Below are 21,716 nucleotides of genomic sequence, written 5' to 3' on the forward strand. Positions count from 1 at the left end.
CTTATTTAACACTGAATGCTAATGAAGGTAATACGTTCTGGCGACCATCAGGACCAACAGAAACGATATCCTCAAAAAATACTCTGGTACCAGGCGTTACAGAATTGATTGCAGCTTTTACTGCTCCTGCAAAACTACCACCACTACCAGAAATAGTAACCGCGTCTGAACGTGGTTTGATTACCGTTAACTTGTAACGTTGAATTTTAAATTTAACATCAAAAGGAAAATCATCTAAATCTGCTTCGATTTCTGATTCGCTTTTCAACTGAACAGATGCAATATCGCCACCAGCTCTTCCACCAACTTTAGCAACTGGTTTTGGAATAGCTTTAACCCTAAATTTGCTGCTACCTAATGAAACTGTTTTACCTCCACTCGAAGCAGAAACGTTAATGGTTACTTCACCGCCAACTTTACTTCCGTCGGCAGTAACGTTATATTTTCCACCACCAATTTTGCTCATAGAAGCGCCTAAAGCATTTGCATTAACGGTTTCTAAAGGAAAACCTGCCGCAGAAACTGAAAATGGATTAGGAATACCGGCATAAATTACGTTCATCTTATCTGATGAAACGCTAGCTGAAGGCTTTGCTACCTGATATTTTTGAGGCTGAGTTTTGTACTCTTTAACCTGTCCATCAGTTTGGCGAACACGAATCGTACCCACCCAGGTAAACTCACCCACACTGCTTGTTCCGCCAGTATAAGTTCCTTTACCTTCTTTAATAGAAAGTTTATTTCCGTTAACGGTAATATCAGGAGTTGATCTTGAATCGCTTGCAGTTAAAAATACTTCTGCAGTATACGGCTGACCCTGGATTACATAAGATGTAGGCGCTACAGCTACCGCTGCAAACTGATCTAAGTTTACCTGTGCCTTATCCATATTTCCGAAAAGTTTTTTAACTACTTCAGCTTCTGCATTTTTGGTGTCAGCCTGCAATTTAGTTAAAATGGTCATCGCAGCTGTTAAAGGTGTTCCTTCACCAAAATAGGTAGATTGCCAATTCCCTTTTCTTTTTCTTTCAGGATCTTTAGCCTCTAAAGAAAAAGCAACAGTTGCTCTATCTGCAGGATCCAATAAAGAGATTAATTTTTCTCTGGTAGCATTAATTCTTTTCTTTAATTCATCAGCTTTCTTTTGGTTGATCATGATGTCTTGAGCAATATCTTGATTGGATCTGTTTACCAAATCATCAGTTTCAGGATCAATACCATCACCAGCTGTTGTAAATTCTTTTTTAATGCTTTCAATGTAATTGTTCAACTCATCAGCGGCAGCTTGTGCCTGTTTAGCCCTTTCATAAATAGGCTGTGCCCGAGCAGGTTCTTCTTTCAACTTCGAATTTTCGAAAGCAGAAAACAGCTGGTTAATACTGGTGTTTACATTGTTTTTAGAAGTATCCAAACTATCATTGATATTTTTGAATGCATCTAAAATTGTATCTGATACGTTTAAGGCAAGCATGGCCAACAATACCAAATACATGATATTGATCATCCGCTGCCTTGTTGTTTCTTTTCCGCCTGCCATATTTTATGTAGCTTTTTTTCTAAAAATTAAAAACTAGATAAATTATACACGTGGGCCATTCATAGCCGATAACATATTGCCATAAATCGAGTTAAGTGAAGCTAAGTTTTTAGCCAACTTATTCACCTCTTCTTTAAACTGTTTAGAATCTTCCATCGATTCATTAAAGTTCTGCATGGTTAAAGATAGGTTAGAATAGAATTTATTCATCGATTTTAAGTGTGCGCTTGAATCTTGCAATTCTAATTCATACACCGCATTTAAAGCTGATAAATTTTTAGCTAAATTATTCACCTGGTCGTGATAAGCCTGAGAATCTACATTACTGTCGCCCATTGCTTTTAAATTAGCTGTAGCCTTTTCAAAAGAAGCACTTAAATTATCGAAACCAGCAGAAGCTGTTTTTACTTTGCTTGTAAATTCATTTGTAGCAGTTGATGCATCAGCAACATTTGAAATCGTAGCTACTTTATCACCAAACGTACGTAAACCTGATCCTAAACTTTCGATTAATTCTGGTCCAATTTTAGCATCTGATAATAACTTATCTAATGCCGCAGTATTACCTGCTGAAACAGGTGCTGCAACTGGTCTTGCAGATACGGTTGGCAATTCGCCTTTATAATCTTCCTTTAACTCTGGATACACTCTCTCCCATGCAGGCTCTGGTTCTGGTGGAAAAAATCCAGTCAGGAAGAATAATATCGCTTCTACACCAAGACCGATACCAATCATATAGTTACCTACAATTCCTCCGATGTGAAGAATTTTAAATAAAGCCCCTACAATTACAATACTTGCTCCCCATGAAATCGCTACGTGTAACCAGCCTGGTTGTTTCTTTGCTGCCATAAAATTTTGATGTTTTTCTTTAGTTTTAGTTTTTGTTTGGTTTAATTTCTTAAGTCGGTACCTGGATAAGATGACACGCATCTAAAACCAATGTACGATCTTTGGGTATCCTGATACTCGTAGGTTGAAACGGCGTTTTGTAAGAAATAACCTGTATCCTTCCATGAGCCGCCTTTAACTATTTTGCGTTTTTTGTATTTACTGTCTCCAGCACTTGCATCGTAAGTAAAGTTCGGGCTTAAATCGTGAAGTAATGGAGCAGCACCTTTATTATAAGCAGTGATTGTCCACTCCGAAACGTTTCCAGCCATGTTATACAAACCATAATCGTTTGGAAAATATGACCTCACGCCAACGGTATAAATACCACCATCGCTTGAATAATCTCCACGACCCGGTTTAAAGTTTGCCTGTAAACATCCTTTTGTATTTCTAATGTATGGGCCACCCCATGGGTATTTTGTTTTAGTATTACCACCTCTGGCTGCATATTCAAATTCAGTTTCAGCTGGTAATCTATAATCAGATCTTGATCCAACCGGCATTTTTCTAGCCTGGGCAACACCGTCATATAATCTTGTTCTCCACTGAGAAAAAGCTTTTGCTTGCTCCCAACTTACGCCAACAACTGGATAATCATCATAAGATGGATGGCTGTAATAAGCACGTACCATCGGATCGTTCATTGAATAAGAGTAGTCCGTTTTCCAAACCATTGTATCTGGATAAATGGCAACTGTATACCTGTCAATATAATCCTGACGTTTGCTGTTAGGATTTTTATGTCCTAAAGCAGCTTTATCCATATTTAATTCTGCATATGAATACTCCAACTTGCGTACATCGATTTCCTTTTTGCCAGGTAAGGCATCTAAACCTGAATAATACATACCATCTAACTGACTGGCTTGAGCGCCGTTAGCTCCCCTGCCTCTGTTGCGCCAAATATTAGAACCATTTGTGCCAACTTTCCGCCAATCGATATATTTTTCACCTCCAACCGGTGTTGGCGCATTGCCTCTTGGGGTCATCATGAACTGCTGTGGATTACCCATCATTGCAATCGCAACCGAATCACGAACCCAATTGGTGAACTGACGATATTCTGCATTAGAAATTTCAGTTTGATCCATGAAGAAAGCTGGAATGGTAGTCATCCTACTCGGGCCATTCTGTGAAAAAGTAATATCTTCGTCAGACCCGCCGAGTGGCGTGTGACCAGGCGGAATGTAAACCATTCCTAAAGGAATTCTGTTATTTTTGAATTTTCGGTTGTATGCACCAACTAACTCGCCCTGGCCACCATGACCACAACTTGCTAGCAATACAGATATACCCACAATAGCTAGAAGGTAGATTTTCTTCATATTAAATATAGTGTGCAACGCACGTTAGGAGCAATTTTATCAAAAATCATTGAAATTATCAACAATTGCAAATATTTTAAGTTAAATCGTTTGTTTATGGTGAATAGCCATAGTTTGTGGCCATTTATCACCTAATATTTTCGTTACAATAAAAGCGTAACCTTCTTATAACAGCAAAGTTACGCTTTTATTGTGTTGACTGAAAATAAATTATCGAATGTATTATTTATTAGATGTCTTGATGTAGTTTTCTATGGCCATAGTCATGGATGGAACACCCGGGGTAGGCGCCGCAATATCTACAATTAGATCCATATCAGTACAAGCTTTACTGGTATTCACGCCAAACGCGGCAATACGTGTGTTATTTTGTTTAAAATCGGGGAAATTTTTGAACAATGACTGGATACTCGAAGGACTAAAGAAAGCGATGACGTCATAAAAAACCTCCGCAAGATCTGACAAATCGCTTACTACGGTTCTAAAAAGCACGGCTGGTGTAAAGTCGTAACCACTTTTCTCTAAAAATTTCATTGTATCTTCTGTTGCAACATCAGAACAAGGATATAAAAACTTTTCGTTTGCATGTTTCTTCAAAACCTCAGCCAGGTCAGCAGCAGTTTGTTTTCCGAAGAAGATCTTACGCTTTCTATACTGAATATATTTCTGCAAATACAGCGCTATAGTTTCAGACAGACAAAAATATTTTAACTCTGCCGGAACATCATAACGCATTTCTTCACAAATTCTGAAAAAATGATCTGCGGCATTGCGGCTGGTAAAAATTACAGCCGTAAAGTCGGCAAGGTTGATTTTATCCTTCCTAAAGTCCCTTGCAGGCACACCCTCAACATGAATAAAAGACCTGAAGTCAACTTTTAAGTTGTGCTTTTTGGCCAAGTCGTAGTATGGAGATTTTTCTGTTTCAGGTTTTGGTAAAGTCACCAAAATACTTTTTACTTTGCGAATTCTAGAGTCGTTCTTTTCTTGCATTTTCCTTTTCCTGCTACAATCCTATCGTTTTAATTAGTATTAAAATAGGACATATTTCGAGGGCGCAAAAGTACAAAATTAAATGCATTCTAGAAAACTTATTATTAGAAAGTATAGTTACTCCGGCCCGAAGAAGTTGAAAGGCGAAAATAACACCTAACAATAAGACCGCCAATACAATATATACCTCGCCATATTTAAGCGGAGACAACGCAAATGAGACCACCAAAGGGATAAATAGTAGAGAAGCATTGAAATAACTGAGGTATAATATCGAAATGTATTCGCCAACCGGTTTCTGCACATTAAATAGAAAACCTAAAAACCTCAGAACAACAAGCTTTAGCGCATAGAAACCAATAATCGTGAGTGAAATCGTAAAGAAAAACCGAAAGCCCTCCTTCGCCTGATACATATCACGCCACTGCGCTACTAAAAAGAAAAACATTCCAAACACAAAACCGAACTGAACAAACAACAGCAAGAATGGCCAGGAACTAAAAAGATTATCCTCTTTATTAATATTATTTAAAATCCGGTTACTGAAGAATGACTGCACAATCGCCGACAATTGCTTTGAAAATGCATTTTTGAGAATGGCGAAAATAACGAGCATGGCAAAAATAAAGCCCAACAAACCAACATTTCCTTTCGGAATTTGAGATCCCAATTGATAAGGGTTTGCTTTTTTCTTTAAGTGTTGATATTTTTTATGCCATGCAATTAAATTGAGTGAAGGAAATAGATATTCTTTCTCTACACTATCAAGCAAAATAGTTTTATTAATTAAACTATCGGGCAGTGCCCAGGTATGTTTTACAATAGAATCTGTAACAAATTTCTGTCGGGCGAGTGCAGCCGAATCCAGTCGATATCTTTTGTATTGATATTTTACTACCGATGCGGAATCAATATTCACGGGAATTTGTTGTGCAGCTATTATATTTCCACACAATAAAAACGCAAATAAAATGAAAACGAATTTCGGCATGCTTTAAATCAAAACTTTCAGCTTACAAAAGTAGTTGAATAATCATTGTTTACCTAAAGAAAATAAATGGATTTAGAATATGCTGTATCTTTGCGGCAATGTCCGTAATAGAATACCAAGCTAAATTACAGCAAGTTAGAACGTTGAGGTAACAAATAAGCACCCAAAATCATGTCTAGGTCAGTTAGAAAAACTCCGATTTTCGGAAACGCCTATGGAAATTCTGAAAAGCAGGATAAAAGAAAATGGAATAGAGTTTTTAGAAAATTTTGTAGAAAGCTTATCTTGAAAGGCAATGAAGCACCAATAAAAATTTCTGCTGTTACCGATGTATGGGACGGAAATAAAGATGGTAAACGGTTTAGAAGAAACGTAGGTAAAAAAGATATGAGAAAATGATTATTCAAAATATCATAGAAAACAATAATCGAATACATGTTCCATTTCCGCATTGCGGTGATGTAATTTTGAAAGCAGATTATGCCTACAAAACATCCTGATAAATTAATTCTGACACAAGATCCATTTGATAACCTTTGTGTAGTTGGGTTTTCCAGCCGCTTAAGTTTTTTACCGCTGTATTGGCGGTTATGCTTGGAGTTAATGTTACCCAATAGCTTTTGACAGTTCTCGTAGAATTGCTGATTGGCAAAAACTCCACACTAAAAAAATATTTACCAGGCTGCAGGATGATATTGACATCCCTAAAATTAAATTTTAATGTTTTTGGTTCTATTTGAGGTTTTAAGCCCGCAAACTGTTCAACTCTTATCGGAACTTTCTGCCCTAGGCTATCGACAAGATAAAGATGGAGAATGGGTTGTTGAGTGGATGCTTCTTTTTTAAGTGCCTTTATTGAAAATTGTTTAATTCTAACTTTTTTTACAAAGCTATATCCTTTGGCAAATTCAGTCGGGGAGTTAATCAAGAATGCATAATCAACTGATTTAAAAATATTTTCTCTTATAATTAATTTCCTTTCTGTCGACAATTTGAATGAGGGATATACTTTTATTTCTTCAAGGTTTAATCCTGTCCTAAAAATGATTTCGGCATTTTTTGAAATGGTTACTGTGGAGTCGCCATAAACTGTGTGAATACTAATACTTTTTCCAATCATGGCTGTATCAATAACCGCCTTTCCAACACTATCGCCAACTATGTACCTGTTATTATGTTTAATGGTATAATATGGAATGGGCTGTTTACTTTCATCTATAACATTGAGAGTTACGGCTGATTGTGCAGATGCTACTTTAAAGCCAAGTGCCAGAGTGATAGCCAATATCAATCTAAGCAAGCTAGATTTAATTTTCACTATAAATATTTGATGGTAATTAAAATTTAGTTCTGTGTTTACGGATATAAATGTCAGTTTTTTTTGGCAAACAGTATGCAAGCTTCGATATCTAGCATCTCCAAACTTGGATGTTGGCTAACAATATCTTTCTTATTCATCCCAGATTCGAGCATTTCTATGACATCTAATACCACAAATCTCAAACCACGTATTATAGCTCTCCCGATATCTTATCAGGATTTATTTCAACTTTTTTGAGTAACTCAGTATTTTCAATTTCCATAACCATTACCCAAGCTAAGACTTCCAAATTTGTAGAGTGTGAAATTAATATTATTTTTTTGATGAATTGATGAAAAATAAGTTAATTCACTATTAAACAATCGATTGTCCTTCATCAAAAGCTCATCAATTTCTCATCAATTTTGTTTAAAAACGCGACGAATCACATTTTAAATTAAACGGTTGTTTTCTAATAGTCCAAAAAACCTAAAGCATAAATTTCATTTCAATAAACGAAGAATTATACAAAATACTTAAACCATAAATCCTTTGTTCCGCTTAAATGGAAAATATCGTTGAATAATATAAAACAGTAGACATAAGAGTTTTTCCAAAAAGGAAAAACAATAATGATGTTCACCCTGATCATTATATCGATGTTATTTAATGGGGTTGAAAAAGCATAACGCCATTAATAGACTAAAGCTCAGAATCAGCTTGAAAATTACAACGGTTTTGAAACAGCTTATGAAGCTATGTACATCTAAAAAATATCTAATCAAATGCGGAACCATGCATTTTTTTTCTATTTTAGAAATAAAAAATCACCCTCTATTATTAACACTCTTAAAATAGTTTCAATGATTGGATCTACATTTTGTATTGATCATCCCCGTTTTCTTGGATACCTATATTCTTTTTTATTTTGTTTAGTTTTCCAATTCCTTTCTACCAGCTTACAGGCTCAACAAGCGACCGATACCAACGAAACTTTAAAGCAAAAATTTGATCAATATAGCTTTCTGAAAAAAGATGACAAGTTGTTTCTTCATACTGATAAAACACTTTACACCAATAACGAGACGATTTGGTTTACCGGTTATTTGGAAAACTCCCTATCCCATAAATCCAATAATCATAATTTTTTAAGTGTTTATTTATGCCGGCAAGACCACGACAAAATGCTCTTGGAACATCGGTTTTTAATGAAAGATGGCATTTCGTTTGGGAATCTAACTTTGCCTGACACCATTCCGCCAGGAAATTATACGATGTTCGCCTACACCAATGTGCTTGGCTCGGGTAATATACCGGTTGCAAGGTATAGTCAACAGCTAATTATTGCATCCTTAACCGATAATGTATTTAAAACAACTACTACAATTAATAATCCTGAGGCCAAAGATTTTTTAAATGTAGAAATTAAGATAGTCGCTGAAAAAGAGAAAAAAGAGAAAAAACCTCTGGTATCTTTTTTAAACCAAAATGATATCAAAGAAATTGTTAAAGAGGATATCAATGGAAAATACTTTATTAAGATTGCTTTAGCAGATATTGAAAAATATAAGAGCGACCTCGTTATCCGCATTGACTATAAGGATCGTGTCAAATACACCACAGTTAAGTGGCCTAAAGCATTAGATATTTCCACTCAAGTAAAGTTTTATCCCGAAGGTGGCAATTTGATTAATGGAGTTGTAAATCAAGTGGCCTGGGAAGTTAAAAATTCGGTTGGAAAAAATCTAAATAGCAAAGCTGTTTTGTATCGTGGAACTGAAATTGTAGATACGATTGAAACTGAAGGATATGGAATTGGGAAATTTAAAATTATTCCTGACACAAAATATTCATACAGTGTCAAACTGATTAATTCCAGTAAGTTAGATACCAACAAATTTTTATTACCTAAAATAAACACGAACGGAATTACCATCAATTTACAACATGCGGTAGTAAATGACACGCTCAGTGTGAGCCTCCTATGTAATAAACCACAAACTTTAACAGTATTGGTTCATGATTATAATACACCTTATGCGCACTTGCCCATGCAAGTTAGTCCAGGAAAACTTCGTTTTGATGTTGATCTGAAAGCCATGCCCAAGGGTGTCGGTACCATAACCATTCTGGACAGTATGCAGCGTCCGATCATCGAAAGACTATTTTTTGCTCATTACAATCATAAAAATAACATTACGATCTCTACCAATGAGCTAAACTATTTTGTAAAAGATAGTACGAAGGTAAAAATCAAATTGACTAATGAACAATCTAAAGCCTTGCAATCCGGAATTGTATCAATAGCTGTGGTTCAAAATAACAGGATAGGATCTGACAAACAGAAAAGAATTGATAGTTATTTCTCATTAGAAAATGAATTGAAAGGCATATCAACACTTGAAGCCAACTTGAGTTACCAGCAAGCTGATTACCTGGAAAACATTTTAATGGTAAAAGGATGGAGGAAGTATGTTTGGTCGGAACTAGCCGAAGTTCCAACCAGCTCAACTGCAGATACACTTAAAAACTTAACCTTTAGCGGCAGCTTATCGCGTTATGGAGCCCAGATAAAAAGAGCTGCATCAATTACCTTGATCAGCGACAGCTCTTTCAAACTTATCAATACAGATGGAATAGGAGACTTTACACTTGCTTATAACGATGTTCTTGTGAGCCAAAATAAAAAAGTCTGGATGATGGTGAATGAGAAATCAAAAGAAGGCTATAAAATTAGTTTTCAGGAACCCAGGATAAAGATTGCACAGTATTTTGATTCTCAAAACTCAGGTGCGTTCGAAACAGCAGATTATGAATTGATTCCTAAAAACAAAGGAGCTATTATACTGAACGACGTAACCATTAAAGGTAATAAAAGCGATTTACTTTATAAAGCACCCATACCTAAAATAAAGACCAATCTCTGTGGAGATTACCTATGTTCATTTAGGCACTTAAATTGCCAAAACGTAGCGCACCTGTACAATACAACCATACCCAACGACGATAGCTATTATTTGCCTACACATAATCAGACCTTCACAACCAGAAATGGTTATAACAGTACTAAAACAGCAAAAGTAGTAATTACCATCGACCGGGTAAAATATTCTGGTTGTTGGCTAGAGCGCAATCAGGTTCATGAACTTACCAAAATCAGTGGCATTGAAATTTCCAAGGAATTTTATCAAGCCGATCAAGTTGTTGAGGCAGGTCAGGACGATTACCGTTCAACAACTTATTGGAATCATGGAATTTTGGTGAATGATAAAGGTGAAGTTGATTTGTCATTTAAAAATAGTCAACTTGCCGATAAATTCAAGATTGTGATTCAAGGCACTACTGATAGTGGCGTTGTATACGGAGAGCAAGAATTCAACGTAAACGAAAAAAGTAAGCTTTAATTTTTGAACTCTGCTACAAATATTACGTTTTGTGTCGTTACTACATTGGTACTATTTATTAATACTCTTGGCGATATGTTCTTTTAAATGATGATTATTGAATTTGGCAAATGTTGTTCTAACGCCGTCCTTACCAAGTATGTTAAAGCATAATGGTAGTAGGCGATAGATCGATAGACTTAACAATATCTTGTCTCAAAAAACGAAGAAACCTAATTGAACATCTTGTCCCCTAGCCATGTAAATTCTATTATTAAACTCCTCTAATGAGTTTTTTACATTTGACAATTCATTATTATCTTCATTTGAGAAAGCTTAATAAACCTGTTTCATAATCATAACATACGCCTCATACAAAAGTGGATTTATGACATACTGTGTTAAACCCTCTGCTAAAAGCTTATTGACTTTGTTCGCATTATATCTCACTCCACATTTTCAAAAGCAATGGAAATAGTGATAGACTTAGTGTGACTTTTTTATGCATTAGCGGAGCGCATGTAGCCGCACTTTGGACATATCAGAAAGGCACACAGGGGAAGCACATTACTAGAAGACAACCTCCGTCAGCACAGTACGGGTTGGCAAGGGAAGAAAATCTGTGCATATTCGCTATAATAACCTAACCAAATATAATTTATTCAACATGATCGGTAAATCCATTTTTTCTCGAATCTTGAAAAACATACCATTGTTAGTGATATTAATATTATTGCTTCCGATGATCTCTATTTCTCAAGAAAATTTTCCAGTTAAATTGTCGCCAGATCAATGGCACAAGCAAGAAAGAGCATTGCGTTATAAACCTGATGGAGGTGATTTTGTCATTGTTAATGGAGACCGACTTTTTACTCGGGCACTATACGGCACCAACACTACTTTTAGGGTGGAAACTGGCGATCGCCCGGAATTTGCCCTTTACATGCCAGGTATGGGTGGAAACTTCAAACTCGGCATTCAAGTGGGTAATGAAAGCAAATGGTTGACCAATGCTAAAACAATTACAGCAAGATACAGTCCTGGAGCAATGCTTTATACTATTGAAGATCCACTTCTGCAGAAAACAAAGCTATATATCAAAATTCTTGCACTGGCCAATGCAGAAGGATTTATAATTGAATCGATGTTGGATGGGGTTGAAAAAACCGTGATACTCCATTATGCCTTTGGCGGTGCTAGCGGTAAGAAATTTTCCAGAGATGGAGACATGGGACCAGATCCCGAATCAAATTACTATCTCAAACCTGAATATTGTGTTAACAATGACTACAAATTGGGAACAGGAAATTTCAGCCTCAATTATGGCGATGGGCTGATAACTGCATCAAAACAAGTTTCTATACAACAGTTAAATGGACTATTCGACCCCTCATCTACCCTTAAATTAGCTGATGCGAGTCGTTTAACCTCCCCAATAGAATTACATACTTCATCTGCATCAAAAGCCCCTGTAATCAGCGGAACGCTAAAAATTAAGTCTGGAACGAAAAACTATTTTACGGTATATAATCCCAGCAACCAAAAAGAAATCAGCTACTCTGATTTGCCACATCTGTTTAGTGAGGCGGAAGATGCCCGACTTAAACTTGCAAATAGAATCGTAGTGAACACCCCAGATCCGTACATAAATACCATTGGTGGCGCTTTAGGCATAGCAGCTGATGCAATCTGGGAAGCACCAAGCTATCTTCATGGATCTATTGGATGGCGTACGAGGCTAAATGGATGGCGTGGCCCTTATGTGGGGGATGAATTAGGCTGGCACAACAGGGCAAAAAGTCACTTCGAAGCTTATATACCTTCGCAGGTAACTACTCCAGCAAGTGGTCCGATCGTTGCGGATTCAGCAATGCATCTGGCCCGTAGCCAAGAAAAGTTAGGCATTGGTATGTTTACTGAAGGCTACATTAGCAATGACCCTGGAGGAAATCTCAAAGCACACCATTACGACATGAATATGGTTTATATAGATGAGCTTCTTCGACATTATGAGTGGACAGGCAATTTGGACTTTGTAAAGAAAACCTGGCCACTATTAAAGCGGCATCTTGAATGGGAAAACAGAAATTTTGATGTTGACGGGAACGGGCTATATGATGCTTATGCGGTTATCTGGGCAAGTGATGCGCTATATTATAGTGGCGGAGATGTAACTCACTCTTCGTCTTATAATTACTATGCTTTTAAAAAGGCTGCGCAAATTGCTAGGCTACTCGGAGAAGATCCTCTTCCCTACCAAAAGCAAGCTGAGAAAATACTCAAAGCAATAAATGATATATTATGGATGCCAAAAGACGGCCATTATGCTGAATTCAGGGATGCTTTGGGCAATAGAGCACTTCACCCTTCTGCAGCGCTTTGGACAATATATCATAGCATAGATTCAGAGGTACCCGACCGTTTTCAGGCTTTCCAAAGCCTGCGTTATATAGATACAAAAATACCTCATATTCCTGTCAGGGCAAAGGGACTTAAAGATGAGGGTTATTATACGGTTTCTACAACTAGTTGGATGCCGTATCAATGGTCATTGAATAATGTGGCATTAGCGGAGTCGATGCACACAGCACTGGCCAATTGGCAGGCAGGCCGCATCGATGAAGGTTATAAATTGTTTAAGAGCGAGATTCTGGCATCTATGTACCTCGGTGGCAGCCCAGGAAATTTTGTGCAGATTTCCCATTATGATGCTGCCCGGGGCGAGGCTTATCGCGACTTTGCAGACCCTATCGCAATGTTCTCCCGGGCACTAGTTGAAGGGCTTTTCGGAATTGTTCCAAACGCCTTAGATGGGACATTGACTATACGTCCAGGTTTACCTAAAAACTGGAATTATGCAAGTTTTTCCATGCCAGACATTTCTTTCGATTTTAAGCGGGAGAAGATGAACGATCATTATACGATCATTCCAAAACTTCCTGTTAAGCTTGGTTTAAAATTTCAGATTGTTGCCCGTGGACAGGTAAAAAGCATTACTGTCAACGGCACAGCTGTTCAATGGAAAAATTTGGAAGAGGCTGTTGGTAGTCCAATAGTGCAGATTGAGGCCCCCTTAAGTGAAAAATACAACATAAGTATTGCCTGGGAAGGCCTCCCTCCGGCATTGCCAGGTGTGGAAAATACATATGCTTACAATAGCAAAGTAAATATTACCACCCCAGATATAAGCATTATAAAAGTATTCGACCCCGAAAAAGTATTCACTTCAATTACCCACACGAATGATGCTATTAATGCTATTACAGGTAACTCACCTGGTGAGCATACTGCCTTTGCAAAGGTGACCCAAGGTAAATTAACATGGTGGATGCCTTTATGTTTTACCATTTCCCCTGAATTGACACTATTAAAAAAAGAGGATGCTGAAATAAATAGCAATACATTCCGAATAATCAATAATGCTGTTGCTCCAATTAGAGGAACGATCTCAGTAAATGACTTTCAGGCTGTTGTGGCCATTCCAGCAGGTCAATCATCAGCAATCATAACCGTGCCTAAGTCGGCATTAGTAACAGGAACAAATCAGGTAAACTTTATTAATGAAGCTGTCAAAAACAAGGTAGGAACAATTGTCGACTGGAATGCAACAAGCATATCAACTAAGTTGGAACTGATTGATTTAACCCTTCTTTTCAATGACAAAGTCACACAAATCTTCAAAAACAAATACCTCACTCCCCGCCCGAGTGCGACAACGCTACAATTGCCTTGGCAAGGAATTGGCGACTGGCCTAAGCCGTTGCATGAGTTCGATGTTAATGACAGCGGGCTCCGAAAACTTGCGGGAGAAAAAGGGATTATCACTCTTCCGCAAGGTATAACCTTTGCAACACCAGGAAACGTCTCCGATAAAAACATTATTTACACCTCTCAATGGGATAATTATCCAAAGGATAAAAAAATTCCCCTATCAGGAAAAGCATCACACGCTTGGTTTTTAATGGCCGGTTCCACCAATCCTATGCAAAGCCAGTTGGAAAATGGTCAAATAGTGATAAGTTATACTGATGGAACTACTGAGATTTTACCGCTTCGAAACCCGGAAACGTGGTGGCCTATAGATCAGGATTACATGAGCGATGGTTTTGCTTTTTCACTCAAACAACCAAGACCCTATCGTATTCATTTGCAAACCGGAAAAATTGTTTCAGGAGAGGATTCAAAAAAAATGTACAATGGAAAGTTTATACTAGGTGGAGCGGCTACTGTACTCGATTTACCACTGGATCCAACAAAGGTTTTGAAAGAATTGACCCTAAAAACATTGGCAAATGATGTAGTTATTGGTCTAATGAGTGTAACGCTTCTCAGAAACTGAATTGTACAAAAATACTAATTAAAATACACTTCAATAGTTTGCTTTAACGCAACATCCTGTCAATTTTTAGCATGATAATGCGACATACAATGCCTGTGACTTATTTATTCATGACCTGATTAACAGCCAAGAGGTTAGAACTTATGGTTCCACTTTTCAGAAAAAAAATGAATGAAAATTAACCGAAGTTAAGATATACTGGGGATTTCAGGGATAGTAGCCACCTGATTCCGGTGCAAACTGTGCATCCGGCTTTTGTTCCCGGAGTCTGGGATTAGGGCACTGATGTGCGATCAAAGATATCAAAATCATTTTCAGTTCAAAGGTTCGGCAATGCCCCAGCCCTTTGAGTCTCCAGGCAACCTGGACAAGTTTTCAGCGCTGCTGACCGCCTGAACACTCAGCAATCAACTTTCAGTTCATCACCTCAGTGCCTTTGAAAAGCACAGCAACAATCTCCAGAATTTATTTTTGTTTTGAGGCGGTTTTAGACCGCAGGAAAGATTCTAATACCCTCAGACGATAGATGAATCCAGCGGGGCAAATCTAAGGCTTAAAAAGCTTAAAAATCAGCCGACTGCACACTTTAAGGGGTAATCAGTGCACATTTTGGAGTGAAATGAAGTGACCACTTTAGCAGGAAATCTGTGGCCACTTTTGGGATAATCCCCAATTACACGACTTTTCGGATTAGAATAATCCTTATTCACATAAATTCCCAAAAACTCATAATTGCGCTTACCTTTGCCATCAGATTTCATATAGATATCTAAATAGGCACTAAACTTACCAGACTTAAGTTCTTTGTATCTTACACTTATCATTCGTTATTTTTGTTACTCAAAAGATCAACAAATTACTCACATGAGTAACAAAAATAGCATAAACTAAGAAAGAATAAAATTAAAATAAACAAAATTGGAATACATAAAATGCTATCAAATAACATATTAACAACTAAATACTATATTAAGCTATTTAAGCTTATACAAGATTAAAAGCATGTCCGGTATCTACATCCATATTCCTTTTTGCAAAAAGGCTTGCCACTATTGCGATTTCCATTTTAGCACCTCCTTAAAATATGCTGATGAAATGGTTGAAGCCATATGCAAAGAAATTAAAATGAAAAAAGATCGGATACCAGGACAGGTTGGAAGTATTTACTTTGGAGGAGGAACCCCATCAATTTTGTCGCAGCCAGCACTGCAAAAAATTTTCGATGCCCTCACTTTAAATTATCAGATAGATTCGAATGCCGAGATTACCATGGAAGCCAATCCTGATGATTTAACTGCGCAAAAACTAAAAGAATTAAAGCAACTGCCCGTTAACCGCTTTAGTGTAGGTATTCAATCTTTCTTTGATGAAGATTTGATCTGGATGAACCGGGCACATCATGCCATTGAGGCGGAAGACTGCATCAAAAGAAGTCAGGATGCCGGTTTCGAAAATTTGACGCTCGATCTGATTTATGGTTATCCGCTTTTAACTGATACGAAATGGCTGGGTAATATCAACAAAGCGATTGAACTAGCTGTACCGCATATTTCGGCTTATGCATTAACTGTAGAACCCAGAACGGCTTTGGCCCATGCCATTAAAACTAAAAAGCAAACACCCGTTAATGATAGCCAAAGCGCTGAACAGTTTGTAACTTTAATGGACGAATTAACGGCATCTGGTTTTGATCATTACGAAATCTCGAATTTTGCCAAACCTGAATGTTATGCTATCCACAATACTAATTATTGGCGAGGCATTAATTACATCGGTATCGGCCCCTCAGCACATGGTTTTGATGGGCAGAACAGGTATATGAACCCTGCCAATAACGCTATGTATATTGACGCCCTGGAAAGAAATAAGTTGCCGGAAGTTATTGAAACGCTTAGCCTAGAAGATCGTTTTAATGAATATATGATGACTTCCTTAAGAACCATGTGGGGAACTGATTTAAAAAAAATTGCCAGCGATTTCGGGAAAGATTTTTTTGAAGAAACCATGCACAATCTAAAGCGCTTTGAAGACAAGGATTGGTTAATATTTGATTCGGACACCATTAAATTAAGCCAAAATGGAAAGCTTTTTGCAGACCATATTGCCGCTGAATTGTTTATCATTAATGAGTGAGTTTTGAATGATTCGATAATAATGCAAAAATTGAGATCAAACGTTAATCACTCAAAATTTAATAATTAGAGTATATGTCGAAAATTGTTTGGATAACAGGCGCATCATCAGGAATTGGCGAAGCCTTGGTTTATGAATATTTCAAAGCCGGAGACAAGTTAATTATCTCGGGCCGCAACCGCGATGAGTTGTTTAGGGTAAAGGGAAATTGCCAAAACTCGTTCAATGTGCATGTGCTTCCGTTTGATTTAAATGAAACAGAAATCCTGGAAAGCAAGGCTCAGGACGCCATTAAAATTTTTGGTAAAATCGATTTGCTAATTAATAGCGGAGGCGTGAGCCAACGAGGCTTGGCACTTGAAACCGATTTAAAAACAGAACAACAAATCATGAATACCAATTTCTGGGGAACAGTTACCTTAAGCAAAGCTGTTTTACCCAGCATGATCGGGAATGGTGGCGGTCAAATTGTGGTCATCAGCAGTTTGGTGGGCAAATTCGGAACCAAGTTACGATCGGCTTATGCAGCCTCTAAACATGCCTTGCATGGCTATTTCGATTCAGTGCGATCAGAAGTTTTTGATAAAAATATCGATATCACAATTATTTGCCCCGGATTTATCAAAACAAATGTTACCTATAATGCCCTTACCGGAGATGGAAAACCACTTAACGTAATGGGCGAGGCGCATGAAACAGCCATGTCGGCAAAAGATTGTGCCTTAGAAATTGTAAAAGCAGTAAAAGCCAAAAAAGAAGAGGTTTACATTGGCGGAAAAGAAACTAAAGCCGTTTTGCTCAAACGCTTTTTCCCAAAGATTTTTTCAAAAAAAGTACGTGATGCTAAAGTAATTTAGATGTTTTGAAAAAAATTGCAGCAATAAAAAACCAGCTGTTTTTTTTTATCGTAAGTATATGTGTTGATTGAAAAATCATCCATATAAAAGAAACATATCACGTCCCCGTATAATTAATTAACGTTCCAGCCGAAAGCTGGAGCGTTTTTTTATTAATCGTTAGCGACCTTTTTTGTCAATAGTATTTCAAGTTTTCAGCTATTATAGGCGTTGCAGATTTAACTCGTTAATTTTGATGAATTAACAATTTAATAACATGAAGTTCGATTTATCTCCAATAGATGTGGTGGAAGATATTTCCAAAGTAGATTTTGAAAAAAAATATCTTAATCCCCGCAAACCGCTGGTTATAAAAAACATGGCACAAGAGTGGCCTGCATACGAAAAATGGTCGATGGATTACATGAAACAAGTAGTTGGAGAGCAGATGATTCCATTATACGATAGCTCAAAAGCCGACCCATCAAAACCCATTAATGCCGCAGCAGCTGAAATGAAATTTACGGCTTATATTGATTTAATTAAAGAAACACCAACAGATTTGCGCATATTTCTTTTCGATCCTTTAAAATTTGCACCTAAATTACTTGATGACTATATCGCACCGAAAAAACTTATGGGTGGTTTTTTAGATCGATACCCCAATATGTTTTTTGGAGGAAAAGGATCAGTAACGTTTCTACATTATGACATCGATTTGGCGCACATTTTCCATACACATTTTAATGGCCGAAAACATGTGATTCTATTTGATTACAAGTGGAAGGAACGTCTTTATCAGATTCCCTATGCCACCTATGCTTTGGAAGATTACGATGTGGAAAATCCAGACTTCGAAAAGTTCCCAGCGTTAAAAGGCGTAAAAGGAGTTGAGGCTTTTCTTGAACATGGCGATACACTTTTTATGCCTACAGGTTATTGGCACTGGATGAAATATCTAGATGGTTCATTTTCTATTAGCTTACGGGCATGGGATAAAAGCTGGAAGGTGAAAGCAAAAAGTTTATACAACCTAACACTACAGCGCAAATTTGATGATTTTATGAAAGCCAATTACAGAGAAAAATACATGAGTTGGAAAGAAAATCTGGCCATCAAAAGGGCAAAAAAATCACTTCTACATAATTTACCGAAATAAAAAATCGGATGATTTCTAAGGCGAATAATCAGCGCCATAAAATATTCAACCCACAATTAAAATATGCATCCCAACATTTTAAAAATTCAAGAGAACATTGAGCCGCTTAGGCAACAAATTGTTAACCATAAAGTTTATTCAGCAATTAGTGAGCTCGAAGATCTTCAGGTATTTATGGAGCACCACATTTATGCCGTGTGGGATTTTATGTCGTTACTTAAGGCTTTACAAATAAACTTAACCTGTACCACTTTGCCCTGGTTTCCGGTTGGCGACGCCGTTACCAGGCAGCTCATTAATGAAATAGTTGCCGGCGAAGAGAGCGATGTAGATGCAGATGGCAATATCAAAAGTCATTTTGAGCTCTACCTGGATGCAATGGTGCAATGTGGCGCAAATGTTTCACCAGTTAAAAACTTCTTAAGCTCCTTGCAAAAGGGAAGAGATTTTGACATGGCCTTTGAACTGGCACAAGTACCTCAATCTGCTCGAGATTTCGTTAATTCCACTTTTGAAACCATTAATAGCGGCAAAACACATTTACAGGCGGCAAGTTTTACTTTTGGTAGAGAAGATTTAATTCCGAACATGTTTTTTAGCATGGTGAACGATTTAAACAGCACACAACCCGAACGCGTTTCGATATTTAAATACTACCTCGAACGCCATATTGAGGTAGATGGCGACCACCACAGTCATTTGGCTTTGGCCATGACAGAAAAACTTTGTGAAAAAGACGAAAGTTATTGGGCTGAAGCCGAAGAAACAACCAGATATGCCTTGCAAAAACGCATCGATTTATGGGATGCAGCTTATGCAGAAATAATTGGCAGGAAAGTTATGGCCTGATGTTAAGTAATCATTAACGCAAGGCTAGATTAGAATTAAGTAATTTTCGTCACATTTCTTTTGAGGTATATTATTTGTAAAATAAAATTTACACATTTGTTGTTCGGCAACAAAAACCAAAATAAAACGCATGAGTTTCATCTTAAAACCAGTAGACATCGTCGAGAATATCACTCCTGAGGATTTCAAGAAAAACTACCTGAAAACAAAAAAACCATTAGTGATTCGGGGCTTAACAAAAGATTGGCCAGCGAGAGAAAAATGGACTACTGAATATTTGAAAGAAATTGGGGGCGATTTAGAAGTTCCTTTGTACGACAACTCTAAAGCAGACCCTTCTAAGCCCATTAATGCAGCAACAGCACACATGAAATTCGGCGATTACCTGGATTTGATTAAACGTGAGCCAACAGAGTTGAGGATTTTCTTTTTCAATTTATTTAAAAAAGTTCCAAGTTTAATCAACGATGTTAAAATTCCTAAAGATTTAATGGGTGGTTTTATCGAAAGTATGCCAGCGATGTTTTTTGGTGGTTCAAACTCGGTTACCTTTTTGCACTACGACATCGATTTACCTCATATTTTTCATACTCATTTTGGTGGCAGAAAGCATATTGTTCTTTTTGACAACAAGTGGAAAGACCGGTTATATTGCCTGCCAAACGCTACCTATGCTTTAGAGGATTACGATGTTGCAAATCCGGATTTCGAAAAATTCCCTGCCTTAAAAGGTGTAGAAGGGTATGAAGTTTTCTTAGAACATGGCGATACTTTATTTATGCCAACAGGAATGTGGCATTGGATGAAGTATTTGGATGGTTCTTTCTCATTAAGCTTGCGGGCCTGGGATCAATCGATCACGCGTAAAGTTGCAAGTGTATGGAGTTTATTTACCCATGGTGCCGTTGATAGTTTAATAAAAATGACCTTCAAAGAGAAATACGCACACTGGAGAGAGAAAAAAGCAGTTAAAATTGCCGAAAAAGCGTTAGCTAAGGGCAAGCCTTAAAATAAAACATATCAAAATCCGTTTAATGGGTTTTGGGGAAAGCAATTTCAACGGGGAATCGATGTATCGATAGCCCCGTTTTTTTTTATTATTGGTCTAATCAGTTGTTGACGAGGCAAATGAAGTCTAAATTTTGAGATTGGCAATTGTGTCCTTACACCGGTATGAGATTGCTTCGTACCTCGCAATGACGACATGTTTTATAAACTATTACATTAATTCATCATGATAGAAAGATTTTATTTTATAACTTTTCCGAATCAGTAAAACCAAGATCATTTTATGGAAATTAATTTACTTACCGAAAAACAAAAAATGCTTTCCGGAAAAGCTTACCAAGCCGGCGATGCGGAACTGTCAAAAGAAAGGTTAAAAGCTCGTGAAATTGTTTACGAGTTTAACAATCTTGCACCAAAATTTATCAAGCAACGAAAAGAGTTGTTAAAAAAACTTTTTGGCAAAACCGAAAAGATGTTCTACATCGAACCACCTTTTCGTTGTGATTATGGTTATAATATAGAAATAGGCGATAACTTTTATGCAAACTTTAACCTGGTTATTTTAGATTGCGCCAGGGTGAGCATTGGCAATAGCGTTTTTATTGCTCCAAATGTAGCCATTTACACCGCAGGGCATCCGATCCACTCACACTTACGTGATCAGGAATGGGAATGGGCACAAGAAATCAGCATAGGCAATAGTGTTTGGATTGGTGGAAATGTGGTAATTAATCCCGGCGTTAACATTGGATCCAATGTGGTTATTGGCTCGGGAAGTATTGTAACTAGAGATATCCCCGATAATGTTTTCGCGGCAGGAAATCCTTGCAGGGTAATCCGACAGCTTACTGATGCGGATAAAGATTTCTACTACAAAGATTTTAAACTGGAAGAATAGTTAAGTTACAACAAGTAAACCTAAAGTAAAAAGTGCATTTTAAAGTTTTAGCCTTATCTTTCCATGAAGAA

Annotated in this window: 17 protein-coding genes; 9 read left to right on the forward strand and 8 right to left on the reverse strand. The window is 37.3% G+C overall.

Annotated features, from left to right (window positions below; all coding sequences use genetic code 11):
* Nucleotide 1: 1 nt before the first annotated feature.
* From gldM to R2Q70_RS01465, 5 genes are all read right to left on the reverse strand, one after another.
* Complete coding sequence (gene gldM / locus R2Q70_RS01445) at nt 2-1,537, reverse strand: gliding motility protein GldM (RefSeq protein ID WP_316805909.1); 1,536 nt, start codon at nt 1,535-1,537, stop codon at nt 2-4.
* Nucleotides 1,538-1,579: 42 nt separating this feature from the next.
* The gene (gldL, locus tag R2Q70_RS01450) at nt 1,580-2,389 is read right to left on the reverse strand and encodes a gliding motility protein GldL (RefSeq protein WP_316805910.1); all 810 of its coding nucleotides are present in this window, start codon (nt 2,387-2,389) and stop codon (nt 1,580-1,582) included.
* 41 nt (nt 2,390-2,430) lie between these two features.
* Entirely contained in the window at nt 2,431-3,756 is a 1,326-nt protein-coding gene (locus R2Q70_RS01455; RefSeq protein ID WP_316805911.1) for an SUMF1/EgtB/PvdO family nonheme iron enzyme, read from the reverse strand.
* A 222-nt stretch (nt 3,757-3,978) separates the two neighbouring features.
* Nucleotides 3,979-4,749 (reverse strand): uroporphyrinogen-III synthase, encoded by a 771-nt coding sequence (locus R2Q70_RS01460; RefSeq protein ID WP_010599046.1) that lies wholly within the window; start codon nt 4,747-4,749, stop codon nt 3,979-3,981.
* A gap of 13 nt (nt 4,750-4,762) precedes the next feature.
* Entirely contained in the window at nt 4,763-5,740 is a 978-nt protein-coding gene (locus tag R2Q70_RS01465) for a DUF4271 domain-containing protein (protein WP_316805912.1), read from the reverse strand.
* Nucleotides 5,741-5,911: 171 nt separating this feature from the next.
* Between R2Q70_RS01465 and R2Q70_RS01470 the strand changes: the two genes are divergently transcribed.
* Nucleotides 5,912-6,139, forward strand: coding sequence for a hypothetical protein (locus R2Q70_RS01470; protein WP_316805913.1), 228 nt, complete (start codon nt 5,912-5,914; stop codon nt 6,137-6,139).
* An 85-nt stretch (nt 6,140-6,224) separates the two neighbouring features.
* Here the strand turns inward: R2Q70_RS01470 and R2Q70_RS01475 are convergent, their stop codons facing one another.
* Nucleotides 6,225-7,058 (reverse strand): hypothetical protein, encoded by an 834-nt coding sequence (locus tag R2Q70_RS01475; protein ID WP_316805914.1) that lies wholly within the window; start codon nt 7,056-7,058, stop codon nt 6,225-6,227.
* 53 nt (nt 7,059-7,111) lie between these two features.
* Nucleotides 7,112-7,267, reverse strand: a complete 156-nt coding sequence (locus tag R2Q70_RS21875) for a DUF433 domain-containing protein (protein WP_410478353.1) — start codon at nt 7,265-7,267, stop codon at nt 7,112-7,114.
* A 636-nt stretch (nt 7,268-7,903) separates the two neighbouring features.
* On the opposite strand from R2Q70_RS21875, the gene R2Q70_RS01480 reads away from it, so the two are divergent.
* Together R2Q70_RS01480 and R2Q70_RS01485 are read left to right on the forward strand one after the other, a co-directional pair.
* Nucleotides 7,904-10,444: a hypothetical protein gene (locus R2Q70_RS01480; RefSeq protein ID WP_316805915.1), complete on the forward strand. Its 2,541-nt coding sequence runs from the start codon at nt 7,904-7,906 to the stop codon at nt 10,442-10,444.
* Between the two features lie 697 nt (nt 10,445-11,141).
* Nucleotides 11,142-14,762, forward strand: a complete 3,621-nt coding sequence (locus tag R2Q70_RS01485; protein ID WP_316805916.1) for a DUF4450 domain-containing protein — start codon at nt 11,142-11,144, stop codon at nt 14,760-14,762.
* Between the two features lie 569 nt (nt 14,763-15,331).
* Here R2Q70_RS01485 and R2Q70_RS01490 read toward each other — a convergent pair.
* On the reverse strand, nt 15,332-15,586 hold the full coding sequence (locus tag R2Q70_RS01490; protein ID WP_316805917.1) for an Arm DNA-binding domain-containing protein: 255 nt from the start codon (nt 15,584-15,586) through the stop codon (nt 15,332-15,334).
* A gap of 178 nt (nt 15,587-15,764) precedes the next feature.
* On the opposite strand from R2Q70_RS01490, the gene hemW reads away from it, so the two are divergent.
* The 6 genes from hemW to R2Q70_RS01520 all read left to right on the forward strand — a co-directional run bounded on the left by hemW (nt 15,765) and on the right by R2Q70_RS01520 (nt 21,645).
* Complete coding sequence (gene hemW, locus R2Q70_RS01495; protein ID WP_316805918.1) at nt 15,765-16,895, forward strand: radical SAM family heme chaperone HemW; 1,131 nt, start codon at nt 15,765-15,767, stop codon at nt 16,893-16,895.
* 74 nt (nt 16,896-16,969) lie between these two features.
* Nucleotides 16,970-17,752 (forward strand): SDR family oxidoreductase, encoded by a 783-nt coding sequence (locus tag R2Q70_RS01500; protein WP_316805919.1) that lies wholly within the window; start codon nt 16,970-16,972, stop codon nt 17,750-17,752.
* A 256-nt stretch (nt 17,753-18,008) separates the two neighbouring features.
* Nucleotides 18,009-18,890, forward strand: a complete 882-nt coding sequence (locus R2Q70_RS01505) for a cupin-like domain-containing protein (protein ID WP_316805920.1) — start codon at nt 18,009-18,011, stop codon at nt 18,888-18,890.
* 63 nt (nt 18,891-18,953) lie between these two features.
* Nucleotides 18,954-19,739, forward strand: coding sequence for a DUF3050 domain-containing protein (locus R2Q70_RS01510; protein WP_316805921.1), 786 nt, complete (start codon nt 18,954-18,956; stop codon nt 19,737-19,739).
* Between the two features lie 130 nt (nt 19,740-19,869).
* A complete protein-coding gene (locus tag R2Q70_RS01515) occupies nt 19,870-20,748 on the forward strand; it encodes a cupin-like domain-containing protein (protein ID WP_316805922.1) in 879 nt (292 codons plus the stop codon).
* A gap of 282 nt (nt 20,749-21,030) precedes the next feature.
* A complete protein-coding gene (locus R2Q70_RS01520; RefSeq protein WP_316805923.1) occupies nt 21,031-21,645 on the forward strand; it encodes a sugar O-acetyltransferase in 615 nt (204 codons plus the stop codon).
* Nucleotides 21,646-21,716 lie beyond the last annotated feature (71 nt).

This window comes from Pedobacter agri, assembly GCF_032678665.1.
GTDB classification, from domain to species: Bacteria; Bacteroidota; Bacteroidia; order Sphingobacteriales; family Sphingobacteriaceae; genus Pedobacter; species Pedobacter agri_A.

What these genes read in the sequence shown, in the direction of transcription:
- gldL (WP_316805910.1), bottom strand. Translation starts at nt 2,389, where the DNA reads ATGGCAGCAAAGAAACAACCAGGCTGGTTACACGTAGCGATTTCATGG.
- R2Q70_RS01515 (WP_316805922.1), top strand. Translation starts at nt 19,870, where the DNA reads ATGAGTTTCATCTTAAAACCAGTAGACATCGTCGAGAATATCACTCCT.
- R2Q70_RS01460 (WP_010599046.1), bottom strand. Translation starts at nt 4,749, where the DNA reads ATGCAAGAAAAGAACGACTCTAGAATTCGCAAAGTAAAAAGTATTTTG.
- R2Q70_RS01500 (WP_316805919.1), top strand. Translation starts at nt 16,970, where the DNA reads ATGTCGAAAATTGTTTGGATAACAGGCGCATCATCAGGAATTGGCGAA.
- R2Q70_RS01505 (WP_316805920.1), top strand. Translation starts at nt 18,009, where the DNA reads ATGAAGTTCGATTTATCTCCAATAGATGTGGTGGAAGATATTTCCAAA.
- gldM (WP_316805909.1), bottom strand. Translation starts at nt 1,537, where the DNA reads ATGGCAGGCGGAAAAGAAACAACAAGGCAGCGGATGATCAATATCATG.
- R2Q70_RS01480 (WP_316805915.1), top strand. Translation starts at nt 7,904, where the DNA reads ATGATTGGATCTACATTTTGTATTGATCATCCCCGTTTTCTTGGATAC.
- R2Q70_RS01470 (WP_316805913.1), top strand. Translation starts at nt 5,912, where the DNA reads ATGTCTAGGTCAGTTAGAAAAACTCCGATTTTCGGAAACGCCTATGGA.
- R2Q70_RS01520 (WP_316805923.1), top strand. Translation starts at nt 21,031, where the DNA reads ATGGAAATTAATTTACTTACCGAAAAACAAAAAATGCTTTCCGGAAAA.
- R2Q70_RS01490 (WP_316805917.1), bottom strand. Translation starts at nt 15,586, where the DNA reads ATGATAAGTGTAAGATACAAAGAACTTAAGTCTGGTAAGTTTAGTGCC.
- hemW (WP_316805918.1), top strand. Translation starts at nt 15,765, where the DNA reads ATGTCCGGTATCTACATCCATATTCCTTTTTGCAAAAAGGCTTGCCAC.
- R2Q70_RS01465 (WP_316805912.1), bottom strand. Translation starts at nt 5,740, where the DNA reads ATGCCGAAATTCGTTTTCATTTTATTTGCGTTTTTATTGTGTGGAAAT.
- R2Q70_RS01455 (WP_316805911.1), bottom strand. Translation starts at nt 3,756, where the DNA reads ATGAAGAAAATCTACCTTCTAGCTATTGTGGGTATATCTGTATTGCTA.
- R2Q70_RS01510 (WP_316805921.1), top strand. Translation starts at nt 18,954, where the DNA reads ATGCATCCCAACATTTTAAAAATTCAAGAGAACATTGAGCCGCTTAGG.